The sequence below is a fragment of the Paenibacillus sp. FSL L8-0333 genome (genome assembly GCF_037965665.1).
In the GTDB taxonomy this organism is placed as follows: domain Bacteria; phylum Bacillota; class Bacilli; order Paenibacillales; family Paenibacillaceae; genus Paenibacillus_AQ; species Paenibacillus_AQ odorifer.
Window position 1 is genome coordinate 3,892,693 of sequence record NZ_CP150186.1, and the last position, 23,570, is coordinate 3,916,262.

Annotated in this window: 24 protein-coding genes; 12 read left to right on the plus strand and 12 right to left on the minus strand. The window is 44.8% G+C overall.

Translation table 11 applies throughout. From position 1 onward, the window contains the following. The first annotated feature begins 11 nt into the window (after window positions 1-11). Window positions 12-2,099: an ABC transporter ATP-binding protein gene (locus NYE72_RS17400; protein ID WP_036688022.1), complete on the plus strand. Its 2,088-nt coding sequence runs from the start codon at window positions 12-14 to the stop codon at window positions 2,097-2,099. A 108-nt stretch (window positions 2,100-2,207) separates the two neighbouring features. Beyond that, on the plus strand, window positions 2,208-3,446 hold the full coding sequence (locus NYE72_RS17405; RefSeq protein ID WP_076275250.1) for a winged helix DNA-binding domain-containing protein: 1,239 nt from the start codon (window positions 2,208-2,210) through the stop codon (window positions 3,444-3,446). On the opposite strand, the gene NYE72_RS17410 is transcribed toward NYE72_RS17405, so the two are convergent. The 5 genes from NYE72_RS17410 to NYE72_RS17430 all read right to left on the minus strand — a co-directional run bounded on the left by NYE72_RS17410 (window position 3,438) and on the right by NYE72_RS17430 (window position 7,331). Next, window positions 3,438-3,902 carry a hypothetical protein gene (locus tag NYE72_RS17410; protein WP_038571625.1) on the minus strand — a complete coding sequence of 155 codons (465 nt, stop codon included), beginning with the start codon at window positions 3,900-3,902 and terminating at the stop codon, window positions 3,438-3,440. The genes NYE72_RS17405 and NYE72_RS17410 overlap by 9 nt on opposite strands. A gap of 44 nt (window positions 3,903-3,946) precedes the next feature. Then, window positions 3,947-4,660 carry a hypothetical protein gene (locus tag NYE72_RS17415; protein ID WP_339210086.1) on the minus strand — a complete coding sequence of 238 codons (714 nt, stop codon included), beginning with the start codon at window positions 4,658-4,660 and terminating at the stop codon, window positions 3,947-3,949. Window positions 4,661-4,674: 14 nt separating this feature from the next. Then, the gene (locus NYE72_RS17420; protein ID WP_339210088.1) at window positions 4,675-5,619 is read right to left on the minus strand and encodes an ABC transporter ATP-binding protein; all 945 of its coding nucleotides are present in this window, start codon (window positions 5,617-5,619) and stop codon (window positions 4,675-4,677) included. Window positions 5,620-5,871: 252 nt separating this feature from the next. After that, the gene (locus NYE72_RS17425) at window positions 5,872-6,219 is read right to left on the minus strand and encodes a four-helix bundle copper-binding protein (protein WP_036688030.1); all 348 of its coding nucleotides are present in this window, start codon (window positions 6,217-6,219) and stop codon (window positions 5,872-5,874) included. Window positions 6,220-6,311: 92 nt separating this feature from the next. Further along, entirely contained in the window at window positions 6,312-7,331 is a 1,020-nt protein-coding gene (locus tag NYE72_RS17430) for a GTP-binding protein (protein ID WP_326046869.1), read from the minus strand. A gap of 165 nt (window positions 7,332-7,496) precedes the next feature. Between NYE72_RS17430 and NYE72_RS17435 the strand changes: the two genes are divergently transcribed. From NYE72_RS17435 to NYE72_RS17455, 5 genes are all read left to right on the plus strand, one after another. After that, the gene (locus NYE72_RS17435) at window positions 7,497-8,015 is read left to right on the plus strand and encodes a molybdenum cofactor biosynthesis protein B (protein WP_036688034.1); all 519 of its coding nucleotides are present in this window, start codon (window positions 7,497-7,499) and stop codon (window positions 8,013-8,015) included. A 501-nt stretch (window positions 8,016-8,516) separates the two neighbouring features. Continuing rightward, window positions 8,517-9,554, plus strand: coding sequence for a metalloregulator ArsR/SmtB family transcription factor (locus tag NYE72_RS17440; protein ID WP_339210093.1), 1,038 nt, complete (start codon window positions 8,517-8,519; stop codon window positions 9,552-9,554). A gap of 24 nt (window positions 9,555-9,578) precedes the next feature. Next, complete coding sequence (locus tag NYE72_RS17445; RefSeq protein WP_094903214.1) at window positions 9,579-10,376, plus strand: ABC transporter permease; 798 nt, start codon at window positions 9,579-9,581, stop codon at window positions 10,374-10,376. A gap of 30 nt (window positions 10,377-10,406) precedes the next feature. Continuing rightward, the gene (locus NYE72_RS17450) at window positions 10,407-11,417 is read left to right on the plus strand and encodes an ABC transporter ATP-binding protein (RefSeq protein WP_038574550.1); all 1,011 of its coding nucleotides are present in this window, start codon (window positions 10,407-10,409) and stop codon (window positions 11,415-11,417) included. Next, window positions 11,414-12,232 (plus strand): ABC transporter permease, encoded by an 819-nt coding sequence (locus NYE72_RS17455; protein WP_339210097.1) that lies wholly within the window; start codon window positions 11,414-11,416, stop codon window positions 12,230-12,232. Before NYE72_RS17450 ends, NYE72_RS17455 begins: the two co-directional genes overlap by 4 nt. A gap of 304 nt (window positions 12,233-12,536) precedes the next feature. On the opposite strand, the gene NYE72_RS17460 is transcribed toward NYE72_RS17455, so the two are convergent. Both NYE72_RS17460 and NYE72_RS17465 read right to left on the minus strand, forming a co-directional pair. Then, window positions 12,537-14,843, minus strand: a complete 2,307-nt coding sequence (locus NYE72_RS17460) for a thiamine pyrophosphate-dependent enzyme (protein ID WP_036688045.1) — start codon at window positions 14,841-14,843, stop codon at window positions 12,537-12,539. A gap of 25 nt (window positions 14,844-14,868) precedes the next feature. Further along, window positions 14,869-15,879: a 2-oxoacid:acceptor oxidoreductase family protein gene (locus NYE72_RS17465; protein WP_339210098.1), complete on the minus strand. Its 1,011-nt coding sequence runs from the start codon at window positions 15,877-15,879 to the stop codon at window positions 14,869-14,871. 322 nt (window positions 15,880-16,201) lie between these two features. Here NYE72_RS17465 and NYE72_RS17470 point away from each other — a divergent pair, with 322 nt between their 5' ends. From NYE72_RS17470 to NYE72_RS17490, 5 genes are all read left to right on the plus strand, one after another. Continuing rightward, window positions 16,202-17,545, plus strand: a complete 1,344-nt coding sequence (locus NYE72_RS17470) for an amino acid permease (RefSeq protein ID WP_339210100.1) — start codon at window positions 16,202-16,204, stop codon at window positions 17,543-17,545. A gap of 146 nt (window positions 17,546-17,691) precedes the next feature. Next, the gene (locus NYE72_RS17475) at window positions 17,692-17,937 is read left to right on the plus strand and encodes a hypothetical protein (RefSeq protein WP_155288138.1); all 246 of its coding nucleotides are present in this window, start codon (window positions 17,692-17,694) and stop codon (window positions 17,935-17,937) included. Window positions 17,938-17,946: 9 nt separating this feature from the next. Beyond that, window positions 17,947-18,333 carry a hypothetical protein gene (locus NYE72_RS17480; RefSeq protein ID WP_339210102.1) on the plus strand — a complete coding sequence of 129 codons (387 nt, stop codon included), beginning with the start codon at window positions 17,947-17,949 and terminating at the stop codon, window positions 18,331-18,333. An 80-nt stretch (window positions 18,334-18,413) separates the two neighbouring features. Continuing rightward, window positions 18,414-18,731 (plus strand): transposase, encoded by a 318-nt coding sequence (locus NYE72_RS17485; protein ID WP_036683594.1) that lies wholly within the window; start codon window positions 18,414-18,416, stop codon window positions 18,729-18,731. An 11-nt stretch (window positions 18,732-18,742) separates the two neighbouring features. Continuing rightward, complete coding sequence (locus NYE72_RS17490; RefSeq protein WP_256720322.1) at window positions 18,743-19,606, plus strand: IS3 family transposase; 864 nt, start codon at window positions 18,743-18,745, stop codon at window positions 19,604-19,606. Between the two features lie 220 nt (window positions 19,607-19,826). Here the strand turns inward: NYE72_RS17490 and NYE72_RS17495 are convergent, their stop codons facing one another. The 5 genes from NYE72_RS17495 to NYE72_RS17515 all read right to left on the minus strand — a co-directional run bounded on the left by NYE72_RS17495 (window position 19,827) and on the right by NYE72_RS17515 (window position 23,564). Continuing rightward, window positions 19,827-20,003 carry a hypothetical protein gene (locus tag NYE72_RS17495; RefSeq protein ID WP_339210104.1) on the minus strand — a complete coding sequence of 59 codons (177 nt, stop codon included), beginning with the start codon at window positions 20,001-20,003 and terminating at the stop codon, window positions 19,827-19,829. 26 nt (window positions 20,004-20,029) lie between these two features. Next, window positions 20,030-21,481, minus strand: coding sequence for a nicotinate phosphoribosyltransferase (locus tag NYE72_RS17500; RefSeq protein WP_036688051.1), 1,452 nt, complete (start codon window positions 21,479-21,481; stop codon window positions 20,030-20,032). A 51-nt stretch (window positions 21,482-21,532) separates the two neighbouring features. Beyond that, on the minus strand, window positions 21,533-22,072 hold the full coding sequence (locus NYE72_RS17505; RefSeq protein WP_076213448.1) for an isochorismatase family cysteine hydrolase: 540 nt from the start codon (window positions 22,070-22,072) through the stop codon (window positions 21,533-21,535). 29 nt (window positions 22,073-22,101) lie between these two features. Next, window positions 22,102-22,872, minus strand: coding sequence for an NUDIX domain-containing protein (locus tag NYE72_RS17510; protein ID WP_076213446.1), 771 nt, complete (start codon window positions 22,870-22,872; stop codon window positions 22,102-22,104). Window positions 22,873-23,114: 242 nt separating this feature from the next. Beyond that, on the minus strand, window positions 23,115-23,564 hold the full coding sequence (locus NYE72_RS17515) for a YlbF family regulator (RefSeq protein ID WP_076213443.1): 450 nt from the start codon (window positions 23,562-23,564) through the stop codon (window positions 23,115-23,117). Window positions 23,565-23,570: the final 6 nt, after the last annotated feature.

Sequence of the window (23,570 nt, forward strand, 5' to 3'; positions counted from 1 at the left end):
AGGTGTCACGGTTGACACAAAGTACAGGCAAACGCCTGCTGGAATATGCATTGACCGCAAAGAAAACCTTTATCGCAGCCCTTCTGCTGCTTTCAATTGGGGTAGCGGCAGAGCTGGCAGGTCCATTTATAGCCAAAAGCATGATCGACAATCACATGCTGGCCATCGAGAAGCCCTATTTCAGCACCACGTCTCCCGATAAGGCGGCTGAATATAACAATAGTTTATACAAACGCGGCGATCGCTTTGAGCCTGGTGAAACTAAAGGCCAAGAAATTCGTGTTCTTCAAGCAGGGAGAAGTTTTTATTTTATTAACGAAGCTGTAACACAGCCTGACGGTGAACGAAAGTTCATCGATGGAGAGATGCATATCACCCGTGGTGATAACGAAGTTATCTATCCGGCGGTTAAGCTATCGGCCGATGAGCTGTTCGCTTTTTACAAACCTGAGCTTCCTGGAATCTATCAGTTGGTCGGAATGTATGCTATTTTTCTTGTAATCTCCATCTTTGCTGAATTCGGAAAAACCTACTGGCTGCAATCTTCGGCGAATCAGGTAATCCGGAAGCTGCGGACAGATGTATACGCACATATCCAGCGACTACCCGTTCATTTTTTTGACAATTTGCCTGCTGGTAAGGTAGTGTCGCGGGTTACAAATGATACCGAGGCGATTAAGGATCTATTCATTGCCGTTCTTTCCAATTTCAGCACCGGTATTATCAATATAACTGGCGTATATATCGCTCTGTTCTTACTTGATGTCCGTCTGGGTCTGATCAGCTTGTTCATTGTACCTATTCTTGTGCTGTGGATCGTGCTCTATCGCAAAATTGCGACCAAATACAATACGATCATTCGCTCACGTCTAAGTGAAATTAACGCCATTATTAATGAATCGATTCAGGGGATGTCAATCGTCCGGATATTCCGCCGTCAGAAGCAGCTTAGTGCAGAATTTGAGAACCTGAACGATGATTACTTGAAATATCAGAATAAAATGTTAAATCTGAATGCTTTCACGTCCCACAATCTGGTGAACTCACTTCGTAGTCTCTCTTTTGTGATGGTGCTTTGGTATTTCGGACATGGCAGTATTACTGGTTCAACCTTTGTATCCTTAGGCGTTCTGTATGCCTTTGTCGATGTGCTCGGACGTTTGTTCCAACCTATCACAGGTATGGTGAACCAGTTGGCGAACCTGGATACTTCTATGGTATCTGCGGGACGTGTGTTTACGCTTATGGATGAACCTGGAGAGAATGTTACGGACGGCTCCATGCCACGCTACAAAGGAAAAGTGGAATTTAAGAATGTATCTTTTGCTTATAAAAAAGACTACGTCCTGCGCGATATCTCCTTTGAAGCACGCCCGGGTGAAACTGTCGCTCTTGTAGGTCATACGGGTTCCGGCAAAAGCTCAATCATCAATCTGCTGTTCCGGTTCTATGATCCACAAAAAGGCGATATTACGATTGACGGTCAAAAGGTTACGGATATTCCGAAGCAGTGGCTGCGGAATCACATGGGCATCGTGCTGCAGGATCCGTATCTCTTCACGGGCACCATTGCTTCGAACGTCAGCCTAGGGGATGAACGAATTTCACGTGAACGTGTAGAACGTGCATTGCGTGAGGTTGGTGCGGATAAGTTGCTCGCTCATCTTCCACAAGGATTTGATGAACCGGTAATTGAGAAAGGAAGTACTTTATCTGCGGGTCAGCGGCAATTGATTTCTTTTGCGAGAGCTCTCTCCTTTGACCCAGCTATTCTTATTCTAGATGAAGCTACCTCCAACATCGATACAGAAACGGAAAGCGTCATTCAGGATGCGCTGGAAGTTCTCAAAAAAGGACGTACCACTTTCATCATCGCTCACCGCTTATCCACGATTCGCAGTGCAGATCAGATTCTAGTCCTACATCACGGAGAGATCGTAGAACGCGGTAGCCACGATGAACTGATGGCGCTTGGCGGAAGATACTTCCGTATGTACCAGCTGCAAGTAGGTGCCGCTGCTAACAGCTCTGACGATAACGCTGGCGCAAGCAACCGTCCAGCACTCGGAAACTTGCAACCCTCTCTTGAGAAAATGTAATTTACAACCCTGAGTCACTTCATTGTGATTCAGGGTTTTTTCCTGCTTGATCTTAGAACAGATGTTCTGTATTATGGAAATTAATACATATCCTTGGAGGAGTAAACGATGCTTACTTATAATCTGACTAAGAAACAAGCCAGGCTTTTTCTGCTATCTCATCAAAAGTTAACTGCCGGAGCTATCCCTTCCGGAAAACTTAGTATTTATGACTATGTTCGTCACGTAGGCTGCATCCAATATGACCCCCTTAATATTGCCGGCCATAATCATGAGCTGGTCCTCCAGGCACGGATTCCGGGATTTACGCCAGAACTGGTCCAAGAGCTTCTGTATAAAGACAGGTTGCTCGTTGATGGCTGGGACAAGAACATGTCTATTTATTGTACAGAGGATTGGCCTTATTTTAAGCGGAGAAGAACAGCTGCTGCCTCCCACCATCAGGCTAATGAGCCTGTAATGGTCGCTGTAGCACAGGTTCGTGAAGAGCTTCAGAAGCGTGGTCCCCTCTCCTCTTTGGATTTAGACGGAAAGGAGAAAGTAGATTGGGCTTGGGCTCCGACAAGATTATCACGAGCTGCAATGGAAAGCATGTACTTTTGGGGAGAGATTGTTGTCCACCATCGTGTACATACTCGGCGATATTATGATTTCGTTGAACGTTTGTTACCCTCAGAGCTGCTGAGTTCAGCCGATCCAAATGTCACGGAAGAACAATTTCACGATTGGTATGTGTTACGTAGAATAGGAAGTATCGGCTTGTTATGGAATAAATCTGGAGACGGATGGCTGGGCATATCCGGACTGAAGAGCAAAGAGCGTGCGGCGGCGATTCAGAGATTGCTGGAGAAGGATAGTCTCAGAGAAGTTTGGGTCGAGGGGATTAAGGTTCCGCTTTATATCCGCAGTATAGATGCTCCAACCTTGGAGTCTGTGATGCTGCAAGAATCTGAAGAGATTGGGCTTCAACCACGTGATTCATTTGCGGCTGTTTTGGCTCCGCTGGATAATTTGTTGTGGGAACGCGAGCTGGTTCGGCAATTATTCGGATTTCATTACCGCTGGGAGGTCTATAAGCCGGCAATAGAACGAGAATATGGTTACTATGTACTGCCAATATTATATAATGATCGTTTTGTTGGCAGATTTGAACCGGTAATGGATAAGAAGAAGCAAACATTGAATATTAACAATTGGTGGTGGGAACCTGGAGAAAGCCTAACACCGGAGATGATTCCGGCATTAGGCGAAGCTTTAACTGCACTCTCTCGCTGTGTTAGAGCTTCTTCGGTTCATTTTAGACCAGAGGTTGTAACAGCTTGCGGCTTAGAAGGATTATTACAATAAGTTTTCCTCCTCTAATCCAAGCTTCGTGAACATTTCTGTGCAGTAGCCTTGCAGTTTAACTTCAAGTCTACTTGCTTTATTTTTAAAACGTTTCAGCTCCCGAATCATTTTAGCTCTTCCGGCAGGCGTAAAGGTTTCCTGTATACGCTCTTTAAAGTAATCATGAACGATGTAATTACGTTGTTTCCACACTTCCTCCAACTGAGCGGTTTCTTGCTCCGAGAAAGGAAAATGATGTTGGATTTCTTTGATGAGTTGGCCGAGTGAATTGCTGAGTTTTCGCTGATAAAGGTCTGTCAGATCTGCTTCTGTTGGCGTTTTTCCTTGTGATAGCTTAGTAAGCAATAGCAAGTTGGTAAGCTGCTGCTCGAGGGCCTGTCCATAATAAACTGCCAGTCCAAAATAGGCGAATAACTCTTTCGATTGTTCACTCTCAGGTACATATGTATCCTTCATCTTTTCCCCCACTTCTGTATCCTTGTTCCTTTTATCTATACAAGTTATGTTTTGTTGTAATCCCTCTGTCTTGATCTGTACAAATAAAAACCGATAAGCAGTGTTATATATACTAATGCTTGTGCAAAGGAACCTAACAACTCCGCTAATGACAATGTATCAGCTTTCATCATGGCCTCTATTACAGGAGTTACTGGCGGCAACAACCAGATCAAAAAATGAAATATACCAGGCAAACTTTCGCTGATTTGTGCTCCACCCAGTGATAATACAACGATAGCTAATAACATACCTGTTGCGTGACTGCCTTTTTGAATCCAAGAAGATTGAAAGAATAGGGCAATAGCCACACCAAGCATACCCAACAATCCATGTCCTATAAGCGCTAGAATTAACCGATATGCCCCAGGTGATTCTGCGAAATGACCTGTTACCCAAGGATAAAGGACAATCAATAGATCTATCAGCAACGTTAGAAATGCAAGCGTTAAGATACCACCTGCACTATGTTTTGCCGCACTTCGCATGTGAACAACTGCAATCTGCCGATGAACAGCGTGCTCATGATTCAAAAAACTAAGACTCATCCAAGCGCAGCTTATAAAGAGCATTACTGCTGTAGCGGCATAGCTATTCATAACTGGATTGGGCTTATAAGAATACAATATCAAGACTGCAATCACAATCCCTGCTAACGGGCCGAAATAACGCTGAGATCGAGTATAACTTCGCAGCATGTAAACGATAAACGGATACACGTAAGACCCCCTGTTCAACTTCTAGGATTCATCCATTTTTCTAAGTCATGCGATCCTCCGCGAGGTTCTACCGATTGTATTGAACCACCCGACTCCAAGATAACCCGCAAAAAAGTATCTGATTCTGAACTTGTTACTGTCAACGCTGTACGTGCTATGTTACAACTATCCTTAAACGTATTTATTGCAATGAAACCTGCCATTTCCTTCAATTGCTGCAATTTCTGAATCGACAGATTAGACAATAGTATGTATGTAGAGGGTTTAAAGTTCAGCTTCTCTGACCCCTGAATTGACTTTACAATTTTCCCTTCATGTATGACATGAACCTGATCCGCAAGCAATTCAATCCATTGGGGTTCATGTACAGAGAAGACTATAGCAGTACCCTTTTTTCTCAAACCGATGAGAAGCTCAGCTAACTTATTCATTGAGGGGAGATCAAGGCCCGACATAGGTTCATCAAGAAGCAGCAACGAGGGACTTCCCAGCAAGCTTTGAATCAAATTAATTTTTTGCAGCATTCCTTTGGAGAAATTTAGCATCGACTGCTTGCGAAAGTGCTCCAGCTTAAAAAGTTGAAATAACGTTGTTAGCTCCTGCTCGATCAGGACTGGCGCAAGGCCGCTAATCTGTCCCATACTTCGCAAGTACTGTTCTGGGGTCAGCTTCAACCCTGGAAACATCTCAGGTGCATAACCAATTCTCAGATTTGAATCCTTACAACTCAGCTTTCCAGAGGAAATATGGACCAGTCCAGCTAAGATTGACAACAGCGTACTTTTGCCGGATCCGTTCCGTCCGATCAGAGCAGTTGCAGTCCCCTTTTCAATAGTAAACGATACATCTTCCAATACGGGTCGGCGTCCATACTGTTTACTAATCTGTTCTAATTCTATCAGGGGAATAGCAACATCTATACTACCGCTGGCAAAGTTACGATCTACTAAGTTCGCCACTTAACATTCTCCCTTCATATCTACTGTTAATTCTCCGGTTCCCTACGAATTTCCTCTTCTAGGAATCAAAAAAATGAAAGAACTGCTATAGCAGCCCTTTCTAAAACTTCCTTTCTATCCAGTATTCCTCCCCTTTTTTTCTACCAGTAGCATTAATCAAACAGACCTGGATATAAAAAACCAGACTATTGCTATATTTCTACAGCAACAGTCTGGCTATTAGTTCATATATGAGAGTTAAGCTATACGATCTTACGCATATACCTCAACAGCATCGCTAATCAAACGGCATGCCTCTGCAGCTTTACGGCAGGCATTAATACATTCTTGGCAGTGATTATGTATATGCTTGCTGCTCTCATCTGCGCATGCTTCACAAATCTCCGCACATAGTTTTAGAATTCCAGATACAAACGGACTTTGACGAGTCATTGCTTGAATGGCATAAGAACAAATATCCGCACATTCACGATCGAGTCGCATGCTCTCACGAAGTGATGCAAGATCATATTCTTTTAGGCTTGAGACATAGCTGTAGTTACAGGCATTCATACTTTCGAGACAAGCGTCAATGCACTCCTGATATTGAATTCGGGTCATAGCCTTCAACCTCCTGCATTTTTAATGGGTATGCCTTACTATTAACCTACAAGATTAGGAATGAACCACAGCTTCTTCTGAAGCAGAACGGATTACAGGCTTCTTTTGATCGTGCCAGGCCGAACTAAAATACGTCCTTCCATCTCCAGCAGCTTCGTGCGTAACTCACTGGATGAGAAGTGTTCCCCGATAAATACAGCTACGTCTGGGACTTCGCCTTGAGGTGTGATTTTCATAAAATCAGCTTCACGGTAAGCATATTGAAAAAGAAAACGACTGGAGGTGTCATTAAAGGTCACAATGCCTTTAGCCCTATAAACATCACGCGGAAGCTCCTTGACGAACTGTTCAAAGGTCTCGCTGTTGACAGGTCGTTTGAAGTAATGTGTGTATGCCATCACGTGATCATGAGAAGCATGGGTGCCTCCTAAAGGCAGTTGAGCTTCCTCATGCACTTGGCTTTCGCTGTCGCTCTCTTCAAACTGTGTATCCGTAAGAACTCCACCTGCACTACGCAGGAGCTCCTCTGTGTCGATCTCACAACGCTCCGCTGGCATAATCGGTGCATAAGAATTCCATTTTCGCAGAACAGTTGTGATCTCTTCCGCTTCATCTGCTGAGACACGGTCAGTTTTATTCAGAATCAAAACAGATGCGCAGCGAATTTGCTCCTGCATCAGTCGATAGGTTGCCCCCTGCTGCGCACGGTACAATTCGAGCAGATGCGCGGCGTCAACGACAGTGATCAAGCTTTTTAGCTCGACTTTTTGATACAGTGAAGTTTCGGTTACACCATCTACAATTTCCAACGGGTTCGCCGCACCTGTGGCCTCAATAACAACCACATCAGGTGATTCCTTCTTGATAAGAGTAGTTAGCTCTGTGCTAAGATCCCCTCGGATAGAACAACAGATACAGCCGCCGAGCAGCTCTGCCATAGGAACGGTTTGCTCAACCAGCAGCCCATCCAGGTTCACTTCACCCAGCTCATTCATCACTACGGCCGGGCGCAAACCCTGATCTTTCCAATGTTCCAGCAGGCGCTGCAGCAGGGTAGTTTTGCCGCTTCCCAAAAAACCTGACAATATATACACAGGTACAACCTGTTCCATGATTCATCGCTCCTTGCAAATTACGGGTATGGTAGCGAGTTTACTACATGATGCCAAAGCACGCAAGCGGCACACCTATAACCTCAAAAGAATAGCGATTGATAACAAAACTTGTCTTTGCCTTCCCCATACCCTATCATGAGAACATCTCTAATTTAGGAGCTGATCTCATTGTCATCCGTTGAAGAACATCGGAAGGAAGCACCACAATCCGTTTCCTGCTACATCATTACCGTCTCAGACACCAGAACTACTGAAACAGATACCGGTGGAGCATTAATCAAATCCATGCTCGAGGCTGCCGGGTATGAAGTTATTGGTCATACCATTATCAAAGACAACTATCAGGACATTCGTGAACTACTCTATAAAAACGCTGATCACACTGAAGTTGAGGCCGTGTTGCTGACAGGTGGAACAGGAATCTCTCCCCGTGATACCACCTACGAAGCAGTTTCATCCTTGCTTGATAAAACGCTACCGGGCTTCGGTGAGATTTTTCGAATGTTAAGCTACACAGAGGACATTGGTTCGGCGGCAATCCTTAGCCGGGCAATTGCAGGTACGATTGGCAACACAGCTGTTTTTTCTATGCCCGGCTCCACTGGAGCCGTTAAATTGGCTATGGAACGACTCATTATCCCGGAGCTTCGTCATGTAATGCGAGAGATATACAAACAATAATCCCACCCATTTTTTTATAAACTAGACAAATAACCAAGCATGCCTTTGTTCTGTGCGTATAATACGGTAAGTTCACACACAAAGGAGCTGAAGGAAATGTCAGAAGGATGTCCAAAATGCCCGGCCCAAACTGTCACTGACCCACCTAAGGTGGTTTATCAAGATTACTACCACCCTCAAGTTGTGAATGTTATTCACCCGGTAGAAATCGTTAGACGCCATCACTGTGTCCCAGTTCCTCGTCATTGCTACACCTATTCTGTTAAAGATATCATGTGCGATAACTCCATGATGCCTAGAGGCAGAAGATAACTCTACTTCATAACTCTATCAAAAGAATCCTATAAGTGAGAGAAACATCCATGTCCATCGCATGGGGATGTGCTCTCGCTTTTTTCTGCATAAAAGATTTGACAATCCTGACCAATCCCCCTATAATTTTGAACACTTTACGCGAAAGTGGTTTTTGATTAACCAAACAGTTAATCGGAGAGGAAAGAGATGAGCTCACTCCAAACTTTAAATCGAAAGATCAAAACGGTCGTCAGTCCTTTTCATGAGTTATTATGCAGTCTGCATGTCTTCCATCAACCAGAACACCATCCAACAAGATTACAATGGGCTCTGGAGCTCAAGAAAAGGATGCCTCTTGCTCTACAGGAGAACATCCACACACTTGGGCAGTTGTCAGACCGTTGGATCGCTCTGCTAGATTTACCGGACCGTATGGGTGTCCCTATTTCTTGCAATCAAGGAATCACCCTACTCAAAAAACTTCCGGATGCAGAGCTAGTGTATCTATTTATGAATCAAGAAATTGCACTAAGTACCCTAGTCGAATGGCTGAATGAATCTGAAAGCAAGCGTTCGCTGATGAAGTTGAGTGGAAACGTGAAGTACCTGATAAACAATCTGGCTAGTGTTCGCAAGCTGTTAATCTCAACATTAATTACATACGAACATGATTATTTCGGGCAGGAATGGGACTATATTGAACCATTTATGAACATCTCAGCCGCTCAGTTTCAAGACTTAGCCAGTCGTTCCCCGGAAAAGGCACTAAATACGCTCCACCCACGCCTCCTCGCAGAGAACGGGACTCTAACAGTTCAAAAGGCAGTAACGTATTACTTTCCTTATGACCAGCTTGGACAAGTGTACGTTTTTCCTTCTACATTCATATTTCCGCATCTGCTTGTTGGCTGGTACGAAGATACTTTATTTTTACCACTCACGGTGGATGTTCCCGGTCTTGCCTTTAGTGAAGGACCGCCGAGTGACCTGTTGCGCCAACTCAAAGCTTTAAGTGATGATACGCGGATGCGAATTCTGAAACTACTGTGGAAAAGTCCACATTGTACCAAGCAGCTTGCGCCAATATTGGGTATTTCTGAAGCTGCGGTCTCTAAACAGCTAAAACAACTAAGTGAAGCAGGATTTACCCAATCACAGCGAAAAGGGAATTATTTATTTTATTCAGTGAACAAAGAAGTCTTTGATAATCTTCTCGTTCTGCAAAGGCAGTACCTTGAACAATGAGGTTAATGAAAGGTGTGAGTACAGTTGTGGCATATCGCTATCGCAACCCTAAAAAGAAACCAAAAATCTAATCTTAGAGCCTTTCCCTGGACCTTTACATTCGGGCACATTATTGATGGAGTTTATCTAGTCATCATCTCTTATTTTTCTTATGTGTATCTAATCAATGGGGATATAGATTCAAAATTCGCTATCTATAGTGGCAGTGATGACTATCTGACCTATGTAATTATTGGAGGTATGCTCAGTATATTTTCCGTCAGTATGATGATGAATGTATCCAGGGCACTTATTACCGAATGGAGAGAAGGTACACTTGAGGCACTGTTGCTCTCCCCTTCAAGCCGGAGCGGTTATTTTCTAGGAAACGCAGTCCAGCAGTTGTATCGAAGCGGGGCGGAATTGCTGGTGGTTCTCTTCTTTGGCCTTTTGGCAGGACTTCGACTCCCCTCTGTCGATTTCAAATCTGTCCTCGTGGGAATTTTGCTGTTTTTACTATCGTGTTATGCGATGGCGCTGGTGCTAGGAAGCATTATGCTTTATACAAGGGACACCTTCATTGTCCAAAATACTCTATTTACGATAACTGCTCTACTATGTGGATTTCAGTTTCCAAGGCAATACTTGCCTGACTACTTGCAGGCTATAGGTGAGATTTTCCCATTGACCTATGCACTACAACTGCTACGAGGCACGCTGCTAACTGGAGAATCAATAGAATTAATTGATGCATTGCCTATCATACTACTTAGTGTTGTATACATAACGGTTGGTCAATGGACAAATCGGCGCATAGAGCGCGGGTTGTTCGAACGTTTCTAAAACCTTGGAGGGTGAAAACCATTGATAAACATGCATGAAGTTACTAAAATTTACGAAAGCAAACATAGACTGGGCTGGTTCCGTTCGGAAAAAAGATCAGTGACTGCAGTGAAATCACTATCTTTAGATATCGCTGCGGGGGAAATCGTAGGTCTTCTCGGTCTAAATGGCGCTGGAAAAACCACTACAATCCGTATGCTCTCTACTCTCCTAGAGCCAACCTCAGGCAGTATTGAAGTCGATGGAATGTCACTGCACAAGAATCGACAGGCCATTCAGCAAAAAGTAAATATGATCGCCGGAGGAGAACGAATGTTGTACTGGCGACTCACTGGTAGAGAGAATCTTCAATACTTCGGTAAACTCTATGGAATGAACAGCCCTCAAATCGCTAGAGAAGCAGAACGTCTTCTGGAGGAAGTAGGTTTGACCCAAGCTGCTGACCAACCCGTTGAGCAATATTCTAAAGGGATGAAGCAACGACTGCAAATCGCCCGCGGACTTATCAACGATCCACAATACTTATTTCTAGATGAGCCCACACTTGGCCTTGATGCCCCCATTGCCAGGCAGCTTCGCGGTACGATAAGAAAGCTTGCACTGGACAGTGGAAAGGGTATCCTTCTGACCAGCCATTATTTGCAGGAGGTCGAAGAACTCTGTGACCGGGTTTATGTACTGAATCGAGGCGAGCTTCTGCTCTGTGACAAACCTGAGCGGATTGTCCATCAGGTTGCAGGCTCGCAAACTGCTCATTTAGAGGTTACAGGCTGGCATGAATCACTTCGTCCCAAGCTACTAGAGCATCTACGAACATATACTCAGCCTGCGGAATTAATGGGTGTCTGCGCAACAGAAAAACTTGAACTTCGAAATGATGGACTGCAGCGCATTTCTGTAAAGACACCTTCGGCTGATAGGATCATTACAGAGCTGCTGCCATGGACTACGGAGCATGGGCTTAGCATTAAAAGCTTCGCATCCGAAAAACCTAATTTGGAGGATGCGATTATCCTCCTTTCGGAAGGAAGGGTATCATGAACTTACATAGCTTATGGTTTACCCTTAGCGCGGAGATCACTAAGCAGCATCGAAATAGAGTTAAGGGACGCGCAGTGTTTTTTTCACTTCTACTCTGGCCGGCGCTCACCTTTTTAACCACCTACTTTACTATGCAGCCCTTTAGAACAGGAGCAGGATCAGCACTCTCAAAAGTTATACCAGATGGACGGATTCCCCTTTTTCTGCTGAGCGGATATCTCGTCTTTCAGTTATACTGGACGGTTGTGCAAGCCGCATGGTTATTCGAACAAGAACGCAAAGGGGGCACACTTGAGGTAGTGTTCCTAACCCCAGCGTCAAAAATGGCCTTCCTGTATGGACGTTCCATATATTCACTATTTCACGGAATATGGATGTTCGCTTGTTTCTCCATCCTGACTTTCATTTTTCTTGCGGATGCAACGACTGTTAACTGGGGCGCCTTATTGCCTGTATTAGTACTTATCATGATATCAGCGGTTATATGGGGAGCTTTGCTGTGTGCGATATCTCTATTCTCAAGGGATTCAGGGCTACTCTATTACATCTTTCAAGCACCAATGGAGCTGTTTGGTGGGGTTCGTATTCCACCAGCGGTATTCCCAGCATGGGCAACGGGCCTATCCCTTCTGTTTCCACTCACATATAGTCTGGTTCTCGTGCGCGGGGCGTTATACGATAATATCGGGATTAGCTGGTGGTGGGCTCTCGGCGCTTTAATCTTAGGCAGTGCTTTTCTTGTCATTTGTACCCGCTATCTTCTAGTTAGAGCAGAACAACATGCAAGAGTAAAAGGGAACTGGACTTTATTCTAACTGTAAATGACCAAGTCTTTAACACATAGGACCTAAATGACGTTATTTGCCGGTTCTTAGCTTTTTCAGAAGTTTCGCGGACTCCAGTGACACTATTCCTTCAAAAAGGGTTCATATTGGGAGTTTTTAGGGCCGATAACTGCTATGCAGTCCGTTAGAATTCCAAATGGGAAAGAAGACTGTGTTTAAGGTCAGTGGTGTCCGAAAACTGTTTCTTACGCGCAAATGCTCCCTAACCACAAAAAACCCGGCAGACAAATCTGCCGGGTTTTTTCATATTTTATATGCTGGAGATAAACACATCTTATAAGTCAGGATGTTCGTGTTTTGCCTTGAGACGATTCCAACGGCGCTCAACTTCTTCTTCGAAGCTGTGCAAAGCTGGCTCATTCTCAGGTTTCAACAAGTGACGAGTTTTACCCATTGTCTTCAGCCATGCTGAGAGCTCGACACGTTTGCCCTTGTCTTCGGGATTATATGTGATATTCGTAGAACCATGCTCTACTTCATATAACGGGAAGAAGCAAGACTCAACAGCTAATGAAACGATGTTAGTGCCTTCCTTATCATCAGACATCCAGTTTAGCGGACATGCGATCAGGATTTTACCATACACCAAACCTTCGTTTTGTGCGTACCACTGTGCTTTTGCCGCTTTTTTCACCAGATCCTGCGGATAAGCCTCCGAACCCGTGAAGACATAAGGAATGTTAGTAGCCGCCATAATTTGTGCTGTATCTTTATGCTGAGTCACTTTACCTTGCTGCTGCTTGCCGATACTGGAGGTTGAAGTACGGTGACCCAGTGGTGTCGAATAGGACTGCTGTGCTCCAGTATTCATGTAACCCTCGTTATCGTACTCTACAATAATCATTTTGTGACCACGCAGTGCAGCTCCAATTGCCGGTCCCATCCCGATGTCCATGCCGCCATCTCCGGTTACCATAACAAACGTAAAGTCCTCTTTAAGCCCTAGTCCATCCAGCTCACCGCGACGTTTGCGTTCCCAGAACATCTCTACGACACCGGACAAGGTAGCCGCTCCATTTTGGAAAAGATTATGGATAAACGTTGATTTATGGGAGGAATACGGGTACCCCGTAGTCGTTACCATGGCACAGCCTGTATGATAAAGTGCGACGATATCCCCTTCAATCCCTTTGAAGAAAGTCTCTAGTCCTGAGAAAATCCCACAACCCGGACACGCACCATGCCCTGGGGAGAGCCGTTTAGGTTTCTTCGTCAAGCTGCGCAGCGGCGGAATCCGTACGCTTAATTTGCCCGTTGCTTCATCCTGTTTCACAGTGATCAAGCCTGTCTTCAGTGAGTCAAAGTCCATTGGCTTCAGAAGACGTTGTGGAGCTTTTTCTGGTGTACCCGGATTGTGGCCGTAATAATCAAATGGTATGTCTACTCGATCTGCAGCAACAGCATCAATTGCTAATTGGAAAAATGCATGACCATCTTCTGCGTAGAAGTCCTTACCACCCAAACCGTAAATACGGCTTATTACTTTAGTCGTAGTGTTGCCATATGTGAACAGGGCTGCCTTAATTTCATTGACCATGTTACCACCGTGTCCGCCAACAGAATCTGCGCGGTCACCAACGGTGATTGCTTTAACGTTTTTCAGCGCTTCAGCAATTTGCTTCTGTGGGAAAGGACGGATCATATTCGGCGAGATTGCACCGGCTTTGATTCCTTGCAAACGAAGCTGATCTACAACATCCTTAATAATCTCAGAGGCAGAATTCATCAAGAATACGGCTACTTCAGCATCTTCCATCCGATATTCCTCGATCATTGGATAATAACGTCCGGTTAACTCAGCAAATTCCTTCGCGATTTCTTCAAAAACTTCACCCGCATTGTACATAGCTACGGACTGTTGATAACGGTTGTTAATATAGTCAGGTTCGTTCATATAAGGGCCAACGGTTACCGGATTATTGCGGTCTAAAGTATCGGTGAAACCTGTTGGAGGTTGTGCTCCAACAAATTTATGAACATCCTCCCGATGAGTAAAGGCCTGTACGCGGCGCTTCTGGTGGGAAGTGAAATATCCATCTGAGGCCACCATTACCGGAAGACGAACTTTAGCATGTTCAGCAAGCTTCAATGCCATTAGATTCATATCATAAACAGATTGTGGATCCCGGCACATTAAAATTGGCCAACCTGTATTCAGGGCAAAATACAAATCAGAATGATCCCCGTGAATATTCAGCGGTCCAGAGATCGAACGGCAGATTAGATTCATAACCATAGGCATACGCGTACCAGCTTGTACAGGCAATTGCTCAAGCATGAACATATAACCTTGGGCACTGGTAGCATTAAATACACGTCCGCCAGCCGTTGAAGCGCCATAACAGATTCCAGCAGAGCTATGCTCGCCATCTGACGGAATCAGCATAATATCATGCTGGCCGTTCGCTTTCATCGTATCAAGAAATTGCGCTACTTCTGTCGATGGAGAAATCGGAAAATACCCCATTACATGATAATTAATCTGATGAGCAGCATAAGCTGCCATTTCATTGCCGGATTCATATAGGAATTTCTGCTCTACTTTAGCAGAGCCTACTTCTTTTTCATAATCTATTGCCACGTGTATTCCACCTTTCCTCCGTTAATTAGGCCTCAGTAACGAGATCAAAAATATGCCGGACCGTATGACTCTCTGCGTAGCCTTCTTCCTCACGTTCGCCTGACAAGGCAGTTGTAGGACAAGCTTCTACACATTTTAAACAGCCTTTACAGTATTGGTAATCAATACCTTGCAGGAACATTTGTGGACCCCCCTTCTTATCAGGCTGCTCATCCCAAACAAAACACAGATCAGGACACACCGTATCGCACTGCGCACAATGAATACAATCCTCCTGCTTAAAATGAGGCAGCAAACCGGAGCGAGAAATGCTCAAGTTCTTTAAAAAGCTGCTCCCAGGATTCGTAATGGTACCGCCGATAGGCTGTGTTTCATAACCCAATGCGGAAATATCAGACCGCACGAATTCAGGCATTGTCACGCCCGCAGGCAGTGGAAAATGCATAAACTTAACTTCATTAAATCCACGGTCGAAAGTAGTCAGCGCTGACTGTACTGCCTGTGGATACTTTTTGCCTAGTGATTTCTCTATAACGCCTTTCATAATTTCAGGGTCCAAGAAATCACACATCCGGAACAACGCGCCCAGCATCGCCATATTAACGCGGTTTTTCTCATCTAAGGCGATAGTTGTAGCATCAACGACTGCAATAGTTCCTGCCATCATATTCAGGGAGGATTTCAATTCCTCCGGCGATTTTGCTGAGTTTACCAATACTGTGCTATGTTCATAAATTCCGCTAATTACGTTAACTGTCTTTGCTAGTGCTTCGTGAAATACCCCAACAACATGCGGGCGCTCAACCGGAGACGTGTCACGAATAGGTGTGTTCAAATCACAAAACCGGATATGCGCTTTTACCGCTGATCCCTTCTTCTCCGAACCATATGACGAAAAGCTGACCCCATTCATTCCAGCACCGACAACGCCTGCTTCCGCAAGCATTTTACCAGCCAGGTTCGCACCCAACCCTCCAATTGACTCCAGACGAATCTCAAAAAATCCGAGCTCGTTCACTTTTGGTAACTGTACCACCGACATAGCCCCTTTCAAAATGTCATCTAGTATAATATCCTTTTGACTTTTTCAACGATTGTAACTTGATTTCGCAAGACGCGAAGTGACAAATCTTGCATTTTCCAAGTGTTGCCTAAGCTTATTTATCTACTTTCATTTAGCAATAAAATTAAAAATTAAGATGTTAAATTCATCACATTGTTCATGATAAATATCACACACCGATGAAAAATCACCTCTATTTCTGCAAATGTGTATCATTTATACTTTTCAACTAGTCCATTTCAGGATAAACTGATTCTTGGTGTAATTTTTTGAACCTACTTAGGAGGCATTAAATGTGAAGTCAAACGAAGCATCATTACAGAAAAAATTGCTTCCACGGCATATCAGCTTTATGGCGATGGGCGGCGTAATCGGTACGGGGATTTTCAAAGGAAGCTCTGAGACGATAAGCATTGCTGGACCAGGGGTTGTTCTCTCCTATGTATTGGCAGGCTTGCTGCTACTAGTCGTTATGGGTGCAATTGCCGAAATGGCCACGGTATACCCGAACAAAAATATGAAGGAATTCATTCGCGAGGCTTTTGGAGAACGGCTTTCCTTTATCGTGGGTTGGCTCTATTGCTTCATGTGGTTGACTGTCTGCGTGATCGAAGTGCTGGCGGCAGGAAGCTTCTTGCAATACTGGTTACCGGATGTTCCGTTATGGCTACTGAGTCTAGCAAGTGGTGCTTTAATTATTGGCATCAATATGATGAGTGTAAGCGGTTATGGAGAGACGGAGTTTTGGTTAGCAGGAATCAAAATAGCTATGATTATCATCTTTATTATTCTGGGAGCTGCATTATTGTTTGGGCTATTGCCTATGTCTGAAGGGACACCCTATTTAAGTAATTTTACGGATTATGGCGGATTATTCCCACAAGGCTGGACACCTATCTTCTCTGCCCTTCTGGTCGTCATGTTCTCATATGGCGGATCTGAGCTGATTGGACTAACTTTAACAGAAACTCAAGATGCAGAAAAAGTGTTGCCTAGAGTTGTCAAAAGCTTCATTTTGCGCGTTATTCTGTTCTATACGATTCCAATTCTGATCATCTGTGGGTTAATTCCTTGGAATCAGCTTAACGAGCATACTAGCCCCTTTGTGCAGGTTTTAGCAGCTACAGGACTTAAGGGTGCTGACCATGTTATGAACTTCATACTGATTACAGCTGTGCTCTCTGCTGCTAACTCCGGTATCTATGGCGCCACACGGATGTTGCACTCTTTGGCTTCACAGGGTGAAGCTCCACGTAGCTTAGCAAAGACCTCAGCAAAAGGTGTGCCGATCAACAGTCTTAAACTTTGCGCTATAGTTCTTTTTGTTGGTTCTATGTTAGCGTACTTCGCACAGGATGGACTTTTCCGGCTGCTGATGGCTGTTCCCGGCTTCGTAGTAAGCTTGGTATGGATCAGCATCTGTCTATCACAGCTGAAGCTGCGGAAAACCTATCCTAAAGAGCCAAGCTTTAAAGTCTGGGGCTTTCCTTATATAACGATTTTGACACTTATCTGTTTGTCGGTTATTTCGATTTCCTTCCTTTTCGACACTCAGAACCGGATCAGCATAGGCACATGTCTGGGCTTCCTGCTGATGCTTACCATCTGGTCATTCGCGAAATTCCGGAAGAAGAACTAAACTAAATTGCTCGCATTGACATGTAAAAAGGTGTATCCATTGTTCTACGCGATCGCGTAGAATGGGGATACACCTTTTCTTATGGGAACGGTGATTCGCCTACTCGCACCGGATTCGTCCCGTTCTGCGGTATATATACCGTTGATATGCCCACTCACACCGGATTCGGCTCATTCTACGGGATTTATACCGTAGATTTGCCCACTCGCAACGGATTCGGCTCATTCTACGGGATTTATACCGTAGATTTGCCCACTCGTACCGGATTCGCCTCATTCTACGGGATTTATACCGTAGATTTGCCTAATCGCACCGGATGCGCTCCATTCTACGGGATTTATACCGTTGATATATCTACTCGCAACGGATTCACCACATTCTACGGGATTTAAACCGTAGATTTGCCTACTCGCAACGGATTCGCCACATTCTGCGGGAGATATACCGTTGATTCGCCTACTCGCAACGGATTCGTCCCGTTCTACGGTATATATACCGTTGATATGCCCACTCACACCGGATTCGGCTCATTCTACGGGATTTATACCGTAGATTTGCCTCCTCGCACCGGATTCGCCCCATTCTGCGGGATTTATACCGTTGATTTGCCCACTCACACCGGGTTCGGCTCATTGTACGGGATTTATACCGTTGATTTGCCCACTCACACCGGATTCGCCTCATTCTACGGGATTTATACCGTTGATTCGCCTACTCGCACCGGACGAGCCTCATTCTACGGGATTTATACCGTTGATTTGCCTACTCGCACCGGATTCGCCTCATAGTACGGGATTTATGAAGCTAGAATAAAAAGTGGACAGTAGTTAACAGACTGGCGATAATGAGTCCACGGAGGTGTGTTCACATGGGAGAACATCGACAACGGTATAACGAAGAATTTAAAAAACAGACAGTGCAGTTCATTCAAGAGCAAACAAAGACAGTGGGCGACTTGGCGGAAGAGCTCAACATCCCAAAAAGTACCCTGCATCAATGGATGAGCCAGTATCGAGAACTAAAGAATGAACCGGCAGCTAGCGTGGATCGAGTACGGGAACTCGAGGCACAGTTGAAAGAAATGAGCCGTCAACTTCAAGAAAAAGATAACAAGATTGCTGATGTGGAAGAGGAATTAGCGATCGTAAAAAAAGCAGTGCACATCTTCAGCAAACCAAGGAACTGAGATTCCAGTTTATTGAAAAACATCGCTCCGAGTTTCTCTTGGAGAAGATGTGCATGACCCTACATGTGTCACGGAGCGGGTACTACAAGTGGCGGACAGAAAAAAACAGTACGCATATGCTTCGTAAGGCTGCGATAATGAAGCGAATTCAGTATCATTTTGCAGACCATCAAAAGCGGTATGGGAGTCCGAAGATCACCCGCCTGTTGCATCAAGAAGGTTATACCGTTACCGAACGCACGGTGAGTGTGTACATGCGACATATGAAGCTTCGCTCCATTGTCTCCAAAACGTATCGCGTACAGACCACCGACTCCAATCATGACCATCCGATTGCCCCAAATACGCTGAACCAGCAATTTAAAATACTCAAACCCAATTCAGTATGGGTTACCGACATTACGTACATTCCTTGCCGGGGAGGGCGCTTGTACCTGGCTAGTGTGATGGACCTTTGCACGCGTGAAATCGTGGGGTGGCGCTTGGAGGACCATATGGAAACTAGCTTAATTTCGGGCGCCTTACAAGATGCTTACGAAGCTAAACAACCGGAAAAGGGTCTATTACATCACTCCGATAGAGGTTCTCAATATACTTCTCATGAATACACGAAGCAGTTGAAAGCGTATGGCATGGAGTCCAGCATGAGCCGCAGAGGTAACTGTTATGATAACGCCTGTATCGAGTCGTGGCACAGCATTTTGAAAAAGGAGCTCATTTATTGTAATCCACGATTCAAAACTAAGGAGCAAGCCTACCAGACACTTTTTCAATATATTGAGTTTTATTATAACCGCAAGCGAATGCATGGCGCGCTGGGGTATCTTTCTCCAGTTCGTTTTGCTGAGCAATTGACTAGAATGTCTGTTGCGTGACTGTCCACTTTCTTGACAGAGGTCCATTATACCGTTGATTTACCTACTCGCACCGGACGAGCGACATTCTACGGGATTTATACCGTAGATTTGCTCACTCGCACCGGGTTCGGCTCATTGTACGGGATTTATACCGTTGATTCGCCTACTCGCACCGGATGCGCCTCATTCTGCGGGATTTACTTATTCTTTTGGGTTTATGGTAATTTGTCGATATACTTTAACTAGTGTTCTGCTGCACAAAATGCAACGAAAGCCAAATCAGATATACGCAGACAAGCTGGCTTAATATACTTTCAGAAATAAACTCGCGGCGTTCGAAGTTAACAAACGCAAGCTTCACCCAAACGTCGGCTTCATCCAAACGCAAAAAAGCACGGGAATCTAATCCTCCCATGCTTCTTTCCATCGAAACTACAAAATCTACTCGATCTCCGGCTGAATATGCTCCGCGATCAATTGTTGCTTGTTGGTCCAGACCTTCTCACTCAGATTCACCCGGTACACCTCAGGATTGAGCTTACGCAGATATTCCGGCCAGAACAGATCCTTCTGCTCCCGATGGTAACGGCGAACTTCATTCAGATCCGGCAAAGTATAGACCTGGAAGCCGTTCACATAGATCGGCTCAAGCATAGGCAGCGCTTCATAGCGCTCCACATACTTGTGCATGTATGGATGCAGCGGATTAAACAGCTTCACCCGACCGCCGTTGCGCGGAGCTTCCTCTTCCGGGAAGCAGATATAATCTGCTAGCGCTTTGCCATTTTTCCCGATAATCCGGAATACGTCCTTGCTGCCTGGCGTGGATACTTTTTCAGGGTTAGAAGAAATCTTGATCGTCGGTACCATTTCTCCCGTTGCGGACTCAATTTCTACCAGCTTATAGACCCCACCCAAAGAGGGTTGATCCGAAGCCGTAATCAATTGGGTGCCTACGCCCCACGTGTCGATGGCTGCACCTTGCAGCTTCAGATCCATGATTGTATTCTCATCCAAATCATTGGATGCCACAATCTTCACATAATCGAGCCCAGCTTCATCCAGCATGTTCCGCGCCTGCCGGGATAGATAGGCTAAGTCACCGCTGTCTAAGCGGATACCGATCATCTTTTTACCTTGAGCTTCAAGCTTTTTGGCGGTTCTAATCGCATTCGGCACACCACTGCGCAACGTATCGAAGGTATCAACTAATAGTGTAACTTCATCAGGCATCACCTTGGCATAAGCATCAAAAGCTTCCTGCTCGCTGCTGAAGCTCTGAACCCAAGAATGCGCATGTGTACCTTTGGTAGGGATGCCAAACATTTTACCTGCCAGCATGTTAGAGGTTGCATCAAAGCCGCCGATATAAGCCGCTCTAGCGCCCCAGACCGCCGCATCCGCTTCTTGTGCTCGCCGGGTACCAAACTCCAGCAGAATATCATTCGGAGCCACCTGCTTAATTCGGGAAGCCTTCGTAGCGATCAGCGTCTGGTAGTTCATGAAGTTCAGAATGGCGGTCTCCACCAGCTGCGCTTCCATGATCGTCCCTTCCACACGGATTAGTGGCTCATCCGGAAAAATCAACGCCCCTTCTTTCATCGAATAAACATTGCCCTGAAAATGAAATTGCAGCAGTTCTTCCAAAAAAGCGGGAGCGTAATTTTCTTCTTGCTCCGACAAGTAACGGATATCATCTTCGGTGAAACGCAAACCGCCGATGTACCCAACGATACGCTCTAATCCTGCGAACACGGCATAGCCGTTTCCGAAAGGTAACTTGCGGAAATAAGCTTCAAATACAGCTTTTCGCTTATGGCTTCCATTCACCCAGTGAGCATACATCATATTGATCTGATATTTATCTGTATGTAGCGCAAGTTCTCTCTTCAAGTCCTCATCTCCTAATATCCACGTTGCTGTATGTGTATGTTTTTTATAGTATTATGCCTTAACAACGTCTGCTCCTAAACTTCCCCGGAAATGATTTAGTGCCCATTTATGTCCATCCGCGTTGAAGCTGGCGACCGCATCTTCGTGCACAGTAATAGTAAAACCTTTGTTATATGCATCCACCGCAGTGTGCAAAACACATATATCTGTACATACACCAATCAAATGAAGGTCAGTAATGCCACGTTCCCGCAGCTTGATCTCTAGATCGGTTCCACTAAAAGCGCTATATCGAGTTTTGTCCATCCAATAGATGGAATCCTGGTCAGCTTCATAAACAGTTTTCAGACTTCCATAAAGCTCCCGCCCCTCAGTCCCTCGTACATTGTGAGGTTGAAACAGTTTACTCTCAGGATGATAAGGATCATTGTCTTCATGTAAATCTACAGCCATTACAACATAATCGCCATTTTGGACAAACTCAGATGTTAATTGGCTGATTCTTGGCTCGATGTCGATTGCAGGCTGCCCAACCGGTAAATTCCCATTGACAAAATCATTGGTAAAGTCAATTACTATTAGTGCTCTCATGAGAATCGTCCCTCCCCTGATTTAAGACACTACGTATAAATGGACAACAATGGCTCGTGATCTGTAAACATATACAGCTGAGCCGGGCGTTGTGAGTATTGATTGGAGCTGAGTGCATTGCCCTCTTCATCTCTCACTTCTTTTAATATACCCTGACGGCTGCGTGTTGACGTGATTTTACGAATAAAATTTGGCTCTTTAAATTCCGGCACTACTGTCTGAATCACCTGATAAAGCTCACTTAGCGTAAAATGCCTAGGCAAAAACTGTCTTGCTATCGTTGTCTGCAGCATTTGCTGTTGGATACGTACGTATGCATCCTTGATGATTTCATGGTGGTCAAAAGCGAGCTCCAGTTCTTCTAACGCTTCCTGCAACGTAAATAAACCCACTTCACCCGCATCGTCGGAAGCTTGTCTTTGTTCCAGCATCCACTCTTCTACTAAGGCGAAAAAGGCATGGCTGATAATCCATCCCCGAGGGTCGCGGCCAGGTGTACTATAAACTCCAAGATATTCTAAGTGACCTCCATCGACACCGGTCTCTTCTTTCAGCTCACGAGTTGCAGCATCATAAATAGACTCATCTTCCTGACAGAATCCGCCTGGTAGAGCCCACATGCCTGCACATGGCCATTTTTTCCGTCTAATTAACATTACCTTCAATTCACGTAAAGGCAGCGTCTTAGTGACCGTCTTCCGTTCGCGTTTGGTCAGTGTAAACATTACAATGTCGGCCGGAACACCATCCGGTGTACGATATTTTTTGGCGTTATAGGTTATTTCCCCATTGTCGCTCATAATTGCCCCATCCTTTTCCGAAGCTGTAGTTTTACTTATTCGTATCTTTAAATGTACCAAACATGTTCTTCATAAATCAACAGCTAAATTCCATTATTTTACATTATCCTACAAAAAAGACTATATGAGAAATGACCTTGTCGTTGAATTATAAGGATTATGTATATTCTTGAATCTTACTTCTACCTCTTATATTGAAATAAAGGGACGGATCTGCATCCGCCCCCTGAACTGAGTGTGGGTTATCCGCATGTGGTCGGAGGCGCTTCGGTGCCGGCTTCCACATTTATTTTTTCCGAAACGGTATCTCTAATCACGGAAATTACTAGCTGGAGCAAATAATTAATATCGCTCTGGCTTTGCTGAAATTCATTGACGACAGGAATACCATCGATCTCATCTTGCAGCACTTCAATTTCACGTTCAATTTTGGCGACCATATCTTTATTATTGAAGCTTTCGAAGGCCACGATTTCTTTTTGTTTTTTCTTAATGGTTGCAATCAGTCCTTGCACACGCTCGTGATTAAGAATTTTTTGCTCCGCCTGCTGAAAATGGCGAACCTCTTCGCTGGTTGAGATTAATGATGCTAATTCTTTAGCTTTGCCCATAATATCCTCGCGAACGATCAGATCACGGGTATTATAAGTCTTCATTCCATATTTATTCATCCGTTGTTCTTCTGTACTCATTAGTCA